General features: G+C 69.3%; 10 protein-coding genes. 7 read left to right on the top strand and 3 right to left on the bottom strand.

The features are described from left to right. Window positions 1-205 precede the first annotated feature (205 nt). Window positions 206-1,726, bottom strand: a complete 1,521-nt coding sequence (locus IOE58_RS09440; protein ID WP_348981939.1) for a peptide ABC transporter substrate-binding protein — start codon at window positions 1,724-1,726, stop codon at window positions 206-208. Window positions 1,727-2,104: 378 nt separating this feature from the next. Here IOE58_RS09440 and pgi point away from each other — a divergent pair, with 378 nt between their 5' ends. The 7 genes from pgi (at window position 2,105) to IOE58_RS09405 (ending at window position 9,996) form a co-directional block, all read left to right on the top strand. Next, the gene (gene pgi / locus IOE58_RS09435) at window positions 2,105-3,814 is read left to right on the top strand and encodes a glucose-6-phosphate isomerase (protein WP_193866139.1); all 1,710 of its coding nucleotides are present in this window, start codon (window positions 2,105-2,107) and stop codon (window positions 3,812-3,814) included. A 234-nt stretch (window positions 3,815-4,048) separates the two neighbouring features. Beyond that, a complete protein-coding gene (locus tag IOE58_RS14525) occupies window positions 4,049-4,498 on the top strand; it encodes an extracellular solute-binding protein (protein WP_193866138.1) in 450 nt (149 codons plus the stop codon). Then, window positions 4,495-5,373, top strand: coding sequence for an ABC transporter substrate-binding protein (locus IOE58_RS09425; RefSeq protein WP_193866137.1), 879 nt, complete (start codon window positions 4,495-4,497; stop codon window positions 5,371-5,373). The genes IOE58_RS14525 and IOE58_RS09425 overlap by 4 nt, the downstream gene beginning before the upstream one ends. After that, the gene (locus tag IOE58_RS09420; RefSeq protein ID WP_228019509.1) at window positions 5,370-6,284 is read left to right on the top strand and encodes a carbohydrate ABC transporter permease; all 915 of its coding nucleotides are present in this window, start codon (window positions 5,370-5,372) and stop codon (window positions 6,282-6,284) included. The genes IOE58_RS09425 and IOE58_RS09420 overlap by 4 nt, the downstream gene beginning before the upstream one ends. 7 nt (window positions 6,285-6,291) lie before the next feature. Beyond that, the gene (locus IOE58_RS09415) at window positions 6,292-7,161 is read left to right on the top strand and encodes a carbohydrate ABC transporter permease (RefSeq protein ID WP_193866136.1); all 870 of its coding nucleotides are present in this window, start codon (window positions 6,292-6,294) and stop codon (window positions 7,159-7,161) included. A gap of 86 nt (window positions 7,162-7,247) precedes the next feature. Beyond that, window positions 7,248-8,768, top strand: coding sequence for a flotillin family protein (locus IOE58_RS09410; RefSeq protein ID WP_396123324.1), 1,521 nt, complete (start codon window positions 7,248-7,250; stop codon window positions 8,766-8,768). Window positions 8,769-8,967: 199 nt separating this feature from the next. Beyond that, entirely contained in the window at window positions 8,968-9,996 is a 1,029-nt protein-coding gene (locus tag IOE58_RS09405; protein ID WP_193866134.1) for an ATP-dependent 6-phosphofructokinase, read from the top strand. 36 nt (window positions 9,997-10,032) lie between these two features. Here the strand turns inward: IOE58_RS09405 and IOE58_RS09400 are convergent, their stop codons facing one another. Together IOE58_RS09400 and IOE58_RS09395 are read right to left on the bottom strand one after the other, a co-directional pair. Continuing rightward, window positions 10,033-11,289: an acyl-CoA dehydrogenase family protein gene (locus tag IOE58_RS09400; RefSeq protein ID WP_193866133.1), complete on the bottom strand. Its 1,257-nt coding sequence runs from the start codon at window positions 11,287-11,289 to the stop codon at window positions 10,033-10,035. Window positions 11,290-11,335: 46 nt separating this feature from the next. Continuing rightward, entirely contained in the window at window positions 11,336-12,145 is an 810-nt protein-coding gene (locus tag IOE58_RS09395; RefSeq protein ID WP_193866132.1) for an endonuclease/exonuclease/phosphatase family protein, read from the bottom strand. Window positions 12,146-12,193 lie beyond the last annotated feature (48 nt).

Below are 12,193 nucleotides of genomic sequence, written 5' to 3'. Positions count from 1 at the left end.
GTGTGCGTGATGGGCGTCAGTGCCCCATCCGTTTCCTGCTCCGGGCGGCGCTTCTTGGCGCCGCCCGGGGTTTGCAACAGTCTGCACCCGTCCGGAACGATAGCGCGCCATCTCCGGTAACGGTTGTGTTGCGGTTGGGCTGCCGGGGACCTCCGTCCCCGGTCAGAGCGTGCATTCCGTCTGGCGTCAGCCCCGTTGTCGGCGCTCACGCCTGCTTGGTGATCTGGTAGTAGATCGGCTGCGAGCCCCAGTTGAACTCGACGTTGTCGACCGTATCCGCATAGCCCGCCGACACGCTGCTGAACCACAGTGGGATCCCCGGCAGGTCGCGCAGCAGCAGCTCCTGCGCCTGCTGGCCGATCCGCAGGGACTCCTCCTCACTGGTCGCGCTGAGCCCCTCCTGCAGCATCTCGTCGAACTCGGGGTTCATGTAGTCCCAGTTGTTCGAGCCCCGCCCCTCGGCCGCGGCGCTGGAGTACAGCGGGCCGAGGAAGTTGTACATCGAGGGGTAGTCGGCGACCCAGCTGCTGCGGAACGCCCCCGTGATGGTGCGGCCGGTGGTCGCCTCGCGCAGCGACTTGAAGTCGGGGAAGGAGTTGCCCTGGGCCTCGATTCCCAGCACGTTCTTCAGACCGTTGCAGATCGCCTCGACCCACTCCTGATGGCTGCCGTCGGCGTTGTAGGAGAGTGTGAACGGTCCCTGGAAGGGCTGGATCGCCTCTGCCTCCTCCCACAGGCGCTTGGCCTCGGCCTCGTCGTACTGCAGCACCTCGTTGCCGGGGATGGACTCGGAGTGCCCGGCCACCGCCGGTGAGATGAAGTCGGTGGAGGGCGAGGTGGTGCCGTGGAAGATCGTGTCGCAGATCGTCTGACGGTCGATCGCGCGGGAGATCGCCTGGCGGCGCAGCATGCCTGCCTCCCCCGTGAAGTCGGGATCCTCCATGTGGATCCCGAAGAAGGCGATCGTGGCCGCGGGCTTGCTGACGGCGCGGTCCCCGAGCTCGTCCTGGTACGAGGAGCGGGCGCTGGCCGGGATGGTGTCGATCACATCCAGACCGCCGGAGAGCATGTCGTTGTAGGCCGTCTCGGGGTCCTGATAGACCACGAAGTCGAGGCCCCCGTTGGCCGGCTTGCGCGGGCCGCTGTAGTCGGGGTTGACCTCCAGCAGCGCGTTCTGGTTCTGGTTCCACTCCACCAGGCGGTACGGCCCGTTGCCGATGGGGGCCTGGCCGAAGCCCTCCGGATCATCGAAGTAGGCCTGCGGCAGGGGCGAGTAGGCGATGTAACCCAGCCGGATTGGGAAGTCGGACTGCGGGGACACCAGCGTGACCTCGAAGGTGAGGTCGTCCACCACGGTGAGACCGCTCATCGTCGCCGAAGGGTCCGCGTCCTCGGCGGAGACGTCCGCGTACCCCTCGATGGACTCGAAGAAATAGGAATTGACCTGACCGTTGGCGCCGTTGGCACCGTGGTTCCAGGCGTCGACGAAGCTCTGCGCGGTGACAGGGTCGCCGTTGGTGAAGGTCCACCCGTCCTTGATCGTGATCGTGTAGTGCTGGCTGTCCTCCGTCTCGACGGACTCCGCCATCTCCTCCTGAGCAGCACCCTCGGCGTCGTAGCTGAACAGCCCCGAGTAGAGGTTCACCAGGATGTTGATCCCGCCCATCTCGATCGAGTTGGTGGTGACTAGGGGGTTCTGCGGCTCGGTGTTGTTGAGCGTGACCACCGCGTCGGCTGAGCCGCCTCCGTCCGAGCCCCGGCGCCCCCGGCACCCCACCCCCGCCGTCATCTCCGCCGCACGCGGCGAGCGCCACGGTGGCGGTTCCCGCCAGAGTCGTGGACTGGATGATGGTGCGACGGCGAATGTTCATCGCTTCTCCTTCGAGGGCAACGAGCTGGATGTACAGAAGAACTGAGATGAACAATGTCGTACCGGTGACCACCGAGTGTGCGCCGCACCACTTCGTGATGAACTTGTTACCGTCGGCAGGTGTCCTCGGCGAAGGTTTCTTGGTTGCCCCTGCACGCAGGGGGCCGCGCTGCCGGCCCGGTGCTCAGCACCGCTGCGTCGACCTCTTCGGGCCCTGCACGCCACAATGGGGCCATGACTGCCACACCGAACCCTGCGCCCTCCGCCACCGACGCCCCCGTCGATCCCACCACCACCGCGGCCTGGGAAGCCCTCGAGGCCCATGACCAGTCCCTCACCGCCTCGCTGCGCGAGTGGTTCGAGGCCGATCCGCAGCGCGCAGAGCGCTTCACCCGCACCGCGGCCGATCTGCACGTGGACCTGTCCAAGAACCTCATCACCGCCGAGACCCTCGCACTGCTGCTGGACCTGGCGCGCGAGGTGGGCCTGGAGGAGCGCCGCGATGCGATGTTCGCCGGCGCGCACATCAACACCACCGAGGACCGTGCCGTGCTGCACACGGCGCTGCGCCGGCCCGAGGGCACCGAGCCCGCCCTGGAGGTGGACGGCCAGGAGGTGGACGCCGACGTGCACGAGACCCTTCGCCGGGTGTACGAGTTCGCGGACCAGGTGCGCTCCGGGGAGTGGACCGGTGTGACCGGCAAGCGCATCGAGACCGTGGTCAACATCGGCATCGGCGGCAGTGACCTGGGACCGGTGATGGTCTACGAGGCGCTGAAGCCGCTGGCCCAGGAGGGCCTTGCCGCTCGCTTCATCTCCAACATCGACCCCACCGACGCCCATGCCACCACCGCGGACCTCGATCCCGAGACCACCCTGGTGATCGTGGCCTCCAAGACCTTCACCACCCTGGAGACCATCACCAACGCGCGACTGGTGCGGGAGTGGCTGCTGGGCGGGCTGCGTGCGCAGGGCCTGGAGGAGGGCCGCGAGGCGGAGGCGGTGCGCCGCCACTTCGTGGCCGTCTCCACCGCCCTGGACAAGGTGGAGGAGTTCGGCATCGACCCCGCCAACGCCTTCGGCTTCTGGAACTGGGTGGGCGGCCGCTACAGCGTGGACTCCGCGATCGGCACCGTGCTGGCGACCGTGCTGGGACCGGGCGCCTTCGAGGAGCTGCTGGCCGGCTTCCACGCCGTGGACGAGCACTTCCGCACCGCCCCGCTCGAGGACAACGTGCCCGTGCTGATGGGCATGCTCAACGTGTGGAACGTGAACTTCCAGGGCGCCGAGACCCACGCGGTGCTGCCGTACTCCCAGTACCTGCACCGCTTCCCCGCCTACCTGCAGCAGCTGACGATGGAGTCCAACGGCAAGTCGGTGCGCTGGGACGGCTCGCTGGTCTCCTACGACACCGGCGAGGTGTTCTGGGGCGAGCCCGGCACTAACGGGCAGCATGCCTTCTACCAGCTGCTCCACCAGGGCACCCGGCTCATCCCGGCGGACTTCATCGCCTTCGCCACCCCGGACCACCCGCTGGCCGACGGCGAGCAGGACGTCCACGAGCTGTTCCTGGCGAACTTCTTCGCCCAGACCAAGGCCCTGGCCTTCGGCAAGACCGCCGAGGAGGTACGCGCCGAGGGCACCGAGGGAGCACTGGTCGCGGCCCGCGAGTTCTCCGGCGACCGGCCCACCACCTCGATCATGGCGCCGAAGCTGAGCCCCTCGGTGCTGGGCCAGCTGATCGCGCTGTACGAGCACATCACCTTCGTGCAGGGCGTGGTGTGGGGCATCAACTCCTTTGACCAGTGGGGGGTGGAGCTGGGCAAGCAGCTGGCCAAGGGCCTGGCCCCCGCGGTGGCCGGTGACGAGGAGGCGATCGGGGCCGAGGATTCCTCGACCGCCGCGCTGATCCGCTACTCCCGCGAGCACCGCGCACAGGGCTGACCGGGCGAGCCGACGGCGGGGGCTCCCCCAGCCCCTCCCGTCGGCTGCGCAGCGACCCTTCAGGTGGACGGCCGGTGAAGGACCGATCACGGTTCGGCCCGACTCTCGGCAACCGACGGCAATCGGGTGGCGGTCCGGGACCTCGGTCCCACCATGGGCCTGTGCCGTGCATCACGGCGCACCCCTGCGGGGCACACCGCAGGGGGCCCCGCAACGCTGTCAAGGAGGACCGCGATGTCCCGCACGCCTGCCACCACCTCCCGACTGTCCCGTCGTGGTTTCGCCCTGGGCGGCACCGCCGCTCTCGCTGCCGGCACGCTGGCCGCGTGCAATCCGGGCGGCTCCACCACGAACGAGGGCGGGGGCGACCCCGTCGAGCAGCAGGACCCGGCCGATCTGGCCGGCAAGACGCTCTCCTACCTGTACTTCACCGACGGGCCCGACGAGCAGGCCACCCGCGATCTGATCGCGGCGTTCGAGAAGGAGTACGACGTCACCGTCGAGCTGGCGATCGTTCCCTTCAGCGACATCACCACCACCCTGCAGGCCCGCCTCTCCGGTGGGCAGGCCCCGGACGTCGCCCGGGTGGCAGCCACCGCCCCCTTCGCCGGTGACCTGCTGGTGCTGGACGACTTCCTGGGCGCCGAGTACCTGGAGGAGTTCTCCGAGGGCGCGTGGGCATGACCGATGCCGACGGCAAGATCGTGGCGATCGCCTCGGACCTCACCCAGAACGGCCCCTTCGTCAACACCGACCTGTTCGAGAAGGCCGGCGTGGAGGTCCCCGAGTCTTGGACCTGGGAGGAGATGGTCACCATCGCCAAGGAGGTCCAGGAGAAGGCCGGCACCGAGTTCGCCTTCGCGATGGACAAGTCCGGCCACCGCCTGTCCACGATCCTCTCCCAGGGCGGCACGTACCTGGTGCAGGAGGAGGAGAGCTCCCTGGACCCGGCCGCGGCCACCACCGCGCTGCAGCCGTTGGTGGACATGATCAACGACGGCTCCTCCCCCAAGGACTTCTGGCTGGACTCCGGCACCAAGTACGCGGGTGCCAACGAGGTGTTCCTCGCCCAGCAGGTGCCGGTGTACCTCTCGGGCAACTGGCAGGTCGCCCAGTTCGAGGCCAATGCCGAGTTCGGCTGGACGACGGTGCCGAACCCCTCCCTGAGCTCCGGAGGCGGCTTCCCCGGCGGCAAGTTCATGGTGGGCTTCTCCGAGGGACCGGAGAACCAGCTGGCCGCCACCTTCCTGCAGTTCATGAACACCACGCAGTCGCAGGAGTCGTTCATCACGGCCTCCTCCTTCATGCCCACCCGGGCCGACCTCACCGAGTCCGGGGTCGAGTACCCGGTGCGCAACGAGGAGATGAACGTGTTCATCGACGATCTGGGCGAGACGCCGGAGGAGACATTCGCCGCCGCCTACTCCCCCAACTTCGACGCCGCCGCCCAGGAGTTCATCAAGCAGTTCGCCGAGGTGGTGGCCGGCAACAAGGAGCTGGCCCAGGCCATGGAGGATCTCAAGGCCGGCATCGACTCCGTCGTGGAGCAGGCCGGATGACTGCGGCCGCGGCACCCGCCAGGACGCCGCGGCGCCGCCGGGTGCCGTGGTCCCTCAGGGCGGCGCCCTACCTGTTCCTGCTGCCGAACATGGTCATCTTCGGCCTGTTCACCATCTGGCCGGCGCTCAGCGGCTTCAACATCTCGTTGTACTCCTCGCGCAACGGGCGCACCTTCGAATGGGCCGGGACCGGCAACTTCGAGCGGATCTTCTCCGACGCCGACTTCTACCAGGCGCTGTTCAACACCATCGTGTTCGTGCTCGCCTTCGTGGGACTGGGCGTGTGCATCGCGGTGGTGCTGGCGGTGCTGCTGAACGCTCAGGGCTTCGGGAAGTCCTTCTTCCGCTCGGTGTTCTTCCTGCCGGTGCTGCTGAGCCCGGTGGTGGTGGGCATCGTGTGGCGATGGCTGCTGGAGCGCAACGGGGGTCTGGTCAACGAGGCCTTGAGAGCGATCGGCATTCCGGCGGTTCCCTGGCTGGTGGATCCGACGCTGGCGATGATCAGCGTGATCGCGGTGAGCCTGTGGACCAACGTGGGCTTCTACACGATGATCCTGCTGGCGGGCCTGCAGTCCATCGACCCGAACCTGTACGAGGCCGCGAGCCTGGACGGCGCCTCCCACCTGCAGCAGTTCCGGTCCATCACCCTGCCGCTGCTGGCGCCGACGACGATGGTGGTGCTGATCCTGTCCACCATCCACGGCTTCCAGGCCTTCGACGTCATCTACAACCTCACCGGCGGCGGCCCGGTGGGGGCCACCACCCTGCTGGTGCAGTACGTGTACGACAACGCCTTCGGGCCCCAGATGCAGTACGGCATGGCCGCAGCCGGTTCCGTGGTGCTGTTCCTGATCGTCATGTCCTTCACCCTGCTGAACTGGTGGCTGGGCCGACGGGCAGAGGCGGTGTGAGCAGACCATGAGCATCTCGAGCAACTCCTCCAAGCCCTCCACCTGGACCTCCACCTCCCACCGGAAGGTGCGCCCCGCCGCAGTGGTGCGCACCGTGAACCTCACGGCACTGGCCCTGCTGGTGCTGATCCCCCTGGTGTGGACGGTGCTGGGCTCCTTCAAGAACCAGTCGGAGCTGGCCCAGCGCCCACCCACGCTGATCCCCCGTTCGTGGCATCCGGAGAACTACTCCACGGCGCTGACCGGCTTCGACGTGCTGCGGTACCTCTCCAACAGCGTGATCGTGGTGGTGGTGGCCACCCTGCTCACCCTGGCCATCAACTCGATGGCCGCCTATGCGCTCTCGCGGTACAACTTCCGCGGCAAGAACGTCCTGTTCCTGGTCACCCTGGCCACCATCATGATCCCCCTGCAGGTGATCCTGATCCCCGTCTACCAGGTGACGGCGAGCCTGGGGCTGACCAACTCCCTGTGGGGCGTGATCCTGCCGGCCATCGCCACCCCCACCGGTGTGTTCCTGCTGCGCCAGTACATGCTCACGCTGCCCGACGAGCTGATCGACTCCGCCCGCATCGACGGCGCACGCGAGTTCGGGATCTTCTGGCGCATCGTGCTGCCGCTGTGCAAGCCGGCCCTGGCGGTGCTGACGATCTTCTCGGTGCTGTGGCGCTGGAACGACTTCCTGTGGCCGCTGGTGGTGACCAACGAGCGCACCCGCACCCTGCCGGTGGCGCTGCAGCGCTTCGCCAGCCAGGAGGTGGTGCCCTTCAACCTGGTGCTGGCCATCGCCGTGGTCTCGATGGTCCCGGTGCTGATCTGCTTCCTGGTCTTCCAGCGTCAGATCGTCCAGGGCATCGCCTCGACCGGCATGAAGTGAGCCGATCGGGCCGCAGCACAGCCCGCGCGATGGGACAATGACCACCGCATGCCTGAACCGACTGAGGGGAACCGATGGAAACACTGATGCCGATACTCCTCGTGGTCGCGATCGCCGTCGTCGCGGTGCTGATCCTGCTGGGGATCCTGCTGCGCAGCTACCGCATCGCGGCACCGAACGAGGCGCTGATCATCACCGGCCGCAACGCCAAGACCTCCCCCACCGGGGACATCGACCTGGAGTCCGGCAGTGCGCGGGTGATCATCGGCGGGCGCGCGATCGTGCGGCCCATCTTCGACCGCGCCTTCGTGCTGAGCCTGTCCTCCCGGCAGATCCCGGTGGAGGTCGAGGGCTACTCGATGAACGGCATCTTCCTTCGCCTGCGCGGGGTGGCGCAGGTGAAGGTGGGCGGCAACGTCAACGACGTGCGCAAGGCCGCCCAGCGATTCCTGGACCAGCAGAAGCAGATCGACCACTACACCCAGGAGATCCTCTCCGGCACCCTGCGCGCCGTGGTGGGCACCCTGTCGGTGGAGCAGATCATCCGTGACCGCGCCTCCTTCGCCGCCCAGGTGCAGGCCGAGGCCGAGCACTCGATGAACAACCAGGGCCTGGTGATCGACACCTTCCAGATCTCCGCGATCGAGGACGACGGCTCCTACCTGCGCGACTGGGGCCGTCCCGAGGCCGCCCTGGTGGCCAAGACCGCTGCGATCGCCGAGTCCAACGCCGGCCGTGAGGCCACCGAGGCCAAGAACCTCAACCTGCAGGCCGAGGCCGAGTCGAAGCAGGCCTTCGACCTGCGCCAGGCCGAGATCAAGGAGCAGACCGACGCCCGCCAGGCCGTCGCGGACGCCTCCGGCCCGCTGGCCCGCGCTGCACAGCAGCAGCGGATCATCGAGCAGGAGGAGATGATCGCGATCCGCAACAACGACCTGCGCGAGAAGCAGCTGATCGCGGAGGTCCACAAGCCGGCCGAGGCCAAGCGCTACGCCGAGCAGCAGGACGCGGACTCCAAGAAGTACGCCCGCGTGGCCGAGTCGGAGGCCCAGCTCACCGACGAGCGCAACCGCGCCGAGGCCCGCAAGGTGTCCTCGGAGGCGGAGGCGTTCGCCATCGAGGCTCGCGGCCGCGCCGAGGCCGAGGTCGAGCTGCAGCGCCGCTCGAAGGATGCCGAGGCGGTGCGCCTGGAGGGCCAGGCCGAGGCCGACTCGCTGCGCGCCAAGGGCGAGGCCGAGGCCGCCGCGATCCTGGCCCGCGGCACCGCGGAGGCCGAGGCCACCCGTGCCCGCGCCGAGGCGTACAAGCAGTTCAACGACGCCGCCGTGCTGTCCCAGGTGCTCGAGGTGCTGCCGCAGGTGGCGGGGGAGCTCGCCTCCCCGTACTCCAACATCGACAGCCTCTCGGTGTTCTCCACCGACGGCGAGGCCAAGATCGGGCAGAACATCTCCGTGGGCCTGGCCCAGGTGCTGGAGATGGTCAAGTCCACCACCGGCGTCGACTTCCAGGACACCCTCGCCCGGGCGTCCCAGGGCGGTCGCGACGTGCGTGCCCAGGCCGAGCAGGAGCAGGAGCAGCGGGACGCTCAGGACCCCTCCCGGTCCTGAGGGTCCACGGACCGATCGGGACCAGCGGCGCGAGACTCTTCCGAGGGTCTCGCGCCGCTGGCGTTCCCGGCAGATGTCCGAGCTGTTCACCGGGCTGTTACCGCGCGTTGGCCGCGGGACGTCTGAACTTCGGCATCGTTCCGGATCGACCGTAGAGTGGCGGTGACCAGTCGACGAGACGGAAGCGAGAGCGCACCCCATGAAGATCGGGATCCTGACCTCCGGGGGCGACTGCCCGGGCCTGAACGCGGTCATCCGCGGTGTCGTCATCAAGGGCGACAAGCTGTTCGAGGACGAGTTCATCGGCTACAGGGACGGCTGGCGCGGTGTCATCGACAACGACTATATGACCCTCCCCCGACGTCGGGTGCGCGGCATCGGCCGCATCGGCGGCACGATCCTGGGGACTTCCCGCTCCAACCCCTTCCACGACGGGGAGGACGGCGCTGCGATCGTGCGTCGGCACATGGACGACAACGACATCGACGGCATCATCGCCATCGGTGGCGACGGCACCCTGTTCACCGCGAACCGGCTGTACGAGGCGGGGATCCCGGTGGTGGGCGTCCCCAAGACGGTGGACAACGACCTGGACGCCACCGACTACACCTTCGGCTTCAACACCGCCGTGGAGATCGCCACCGAGTCCCTGGACCGCCTGCGCATGACCGGTGACTCCCACCACCGCTGCATGGTGGCCGAGGTGATGGGCCGCTCGGTGGGCTGGATCGCGCTGCACTCCGGCATGGCGGCCGGTGCCCACGTGATCGCCCTGCCCGAGTTCCCGCTGACGATCGACGAGATCTGCGCCTACGTGAAGTCGGCCTGGGACCGCGGTCGTGCCCCGCTGGTGGTGGTGGCGGAGGGCTACGTGCCCAAGGACGCCCCGGAGGGCTTCATGAACTACGAGCTGGACGAGTTCGGCCGCCCCCGCTTCGGCGGTGTGGCGGAGGTGCTGGCACCCCTGATCGAGGAGCGCCTGGGCATCGAGTCGCGGGCCACGGTGCTGGGCCACATCCAGCGCGGCGGAGAGCCCACCGGCTACGACCGGGTGCTCGCCACCCGCCTGGGCACCGCCGCCGTGGACCTGGTCCACAACAACGGCTTCGGCCGGATGGTGGCGCTGCGCGGCACGGAGATCGTCGATGTGCCCCTGACCGAGGCGATCAACTCCCTGAAGTCCGTTCCCCGCGCCCGCTGGGAGGAGGCCAAGGTGCTGTTCGGCTGAGCGGCCCGCCGCCGCGCAGACGTGCAGCGCGGCGGCTCAGCGCTCGGATCCCACCTCGCCCAGCAGCGCCTTCGCGTAGGAGGCGTGCACCGACTCCTCGTCAGAGGGGTGGTACATGGCCGCGCGCACGTCGCGCGAGAGGCGCTCCAGCTCGCTGCGGCGGAAGTAGTGGGAGCCGCCGCTGGCGCGCAGCACCTGGTCGACGGCTGCGATCGCGGTCTCGCTGGCGCGGGACTTCACGCCGGAGAAGTGCAGGAACCAGCGTGGTCCGTGGTCGGTCAGGCCCGGTCCGCTCTGACCGGTGCCCAGAGCGTCGAGGTCCGCCATCACCTTCTCGATCTGCAGCACGGCGCCGTCCACGCCGATGGCCGCATCCGCCAGGCGCCAGCGGAGGTCGGGGTCGTCCGCGTGGACGATGCCGCGGGTGACGCTCCTGCGGGTGGTGGCGACCTGGGCGCCCACCTGGATCGCCCGCTCGGCGATGCCGGTGTACACCGAGGCGATCAGCAGCTCGAAGGCACCGAAGATGCCCATCACGAAGGGATCCTGGTTGGGGCCCACCCCGGTGGTGGTGATCACCCGGTCGGCGGTCACGGGCGCCTGGTGCAGGCGGGTGGTGCGGGACTGGGAGGCACGCATGCCGTGGGTGTCCCAGTCGTCCTTGACCTCGACGGCATCGGTGCGCTCGAGCAACCCGAACACCAGGCGCGGATCGTCCTCGGCGGCGCTGGTGTCCCGGCCGTGGACCACCAGACGGTCCCACACCGGGGCCAGGGAGGTGAAGATCTTGGTGCCGGTCACCCGGTAGCTGCCGTCGTCCTGGGGCTCGGCACTGGTCGAGGAGTCGAACAGCATCGCCTCGTTGCCCGCTTCGGAGATGCCGAAGGCGAACAGGCGGTCGTCGGCGGCGTCCTCGAGGATCGCGCGCCCGGAGTCGGCCCCCAGTCGGTGGGCGTGCAGGGCCGCGCCTGTGACCACCAGGTGCATGTTCATGGACAGCGCCGTGGCGGGTGCGGCCTGCGCCAGCCGGCGCTGGATGCGGGAGGCCTGCAGCAGGCTCCCGCCGAGGCCGCCCAGCGCCGTGGGCACCAGTAGCCGCAGGTAGCCGCGGTCGCGGAGGTCGGCGAGGTCCTGCTCGGGGAAGGTGTTCTCCCGGTCGTGGGTGACGGCACGCTCGCGCAGCGTCTCCAGCAGGGCGTCGGGCAGGAAGGCGTCCGCGGACAGGTCCGCAGGGGCGGTGCGATCGGGGGCGATCCGATGGTCGGTGGGGGTCTCAGCAGCGGCGTCGTTCATGGATCCACCGTAGTTGCTGGAGCAGCGCGCAGCGGTGCGGCGGCTCTCACACCCGGATGGTCGCCACCACCGGACGGTGGTCCGAGGCGCGCGAGGGTGCCACCTCCAGGCCTCTCACCTCGAGATCCCCGCGCACCCAGATCGAGTCGATCCGGCGCCGCGGCAGGCGCGCGGGGTGGGTGGCGCGGACCGTGCGGGCCGTCCAGGGCAGTGCGGCAGGCAGTGCGGCCGTGAGGATCGTGCGCCACGGGGAGGGCGCGCTGCGGCCCGCCGCCTCCCATGCCGCATCCCGCCATCCGGCGGCGGCCAGCTGGGCGAGCTCGGGTGCGGACGGATCCGCGTTCATGTCGCCCAGCAGTGCGGCCGGCCCGTCGAGCGCCTCGGCGTGCTGGAGGATGCCCCGCACCTGCGCCGCGCGGTGCCGAGGGTCGCGGTTGTCGAGGTGGGTGAGCAGCAGGTGGAGCGACTCGGCACCCGCCACCCGCGCCGTCAGCAGACCGCGGGGCTCGCGGGGGCCGGGACGGTCGGGATCCGCGGGCAGCGGGTGCAGGTGGTGCTCGATGATCTCGGTGCGGCTCAGCAGTGCCAGGCCGTACCGTCGGCGTCGGCCGCCCGGCTCGGCGGGGTCGCGGTCGATGAGCGCGCCGAACCGCACCTGCCCACCCAGCCGCGCGGCGAGGCGGGACGCCTGGTCCTCGAACCCGGACCGGGCACCGTAGGCGTCGTCGACCTCCTGCAGGCCGACCGCATCGGCCCCCAGCGACGCGATCGTCGCTGCGGTGCGCGCGAGGTCGAGCCTGCCGTCGGCACCGGCCCCGTGGCGGATGTTGTAGGTGGCCAGGCGCAGCACCGTCATCGCGGCGGGCCCGTCATCGCTCTGCGCCCTTCATCGCCCTGCGCCGCT

Origin of the sequence: Brachybacterium epidermidis, from assembly GCF_015209585.1 — a bacterium.
In the GTDB taxonomy this organism is placed as follows: Bacteria; Actinomycetota; Actinomycetes; order Actinomycetales; family Dermabacteraceae; genus Brachybacterium; species Brachybacterium epidermidis.
The sequence above is the reverse complement of the archived record's forward strand: the minus strand, read 5'-3'. Positions and strand labels throughout refer to the sequence as shown.

Coding starts and splice junctions, on each gene's coding strand:
- IOE58_RS09405 (WP_193866134.1), top strand. CDS start 8,968: ATGAAGATCGGGATCCTGACCTCCGGGGGCGACTGCCCGGGCCTGAAC.
- IOE58_RS09395 (WP_193866132.1), bottom strand. CDS start 12,145: ATGACGGTGCTGCGCCTGGCCACCTACAACATCCGCCACGGGGCCGGT.
- IOE58_RS09410 (WP_396123324.1), top strand. CDS start 7,248: ATGCCGATACTCCTCGTGGTCGCGATCGCCGTCGTCGCGGTGCTGATC.
- pgi (WP_193866139.1), top strand. CDS start 2,105: ATGACTGCCACACCGAACCCTGCGCCCTCCGCCACCGACGCCCCCGTC.
- IOE58_RS14525 (WP_193866138.1), top strand. CDS start 4,049: ATGTCCCGCACGCCTGCCACCACCTCCCGACTGTCCCGTCGTGGTTTC.
- IOE58_RS09415 (WP_193866136.1), top strand. CDS start 6,292: ATGAGCATCTCGAGCAACTCCTCCAAGCCCTCCACCTGGACCTCCACC.
- IOE58_RS09425 (WP_193866137.1), top strand. CDS start 4,495: ATGACCGATGCCGACGGCAAGATCGTGGCGATCGCCTCGGACCTCACC.
- IOE58_RS09400 (WP_193866133.1), bottom strand. CDS start 11,289: ATGAACGACGCCGCTGCTGAGACCCCCACCGACCATCGGATCGCCCCC.
- IOE58_RS09420 (WP_228019509.1), top strand. CDS start 5,370: ATGACTGCGGCCGCGGCACCCGCCAGGACGCCGCGGCGCCGCCGGGTG.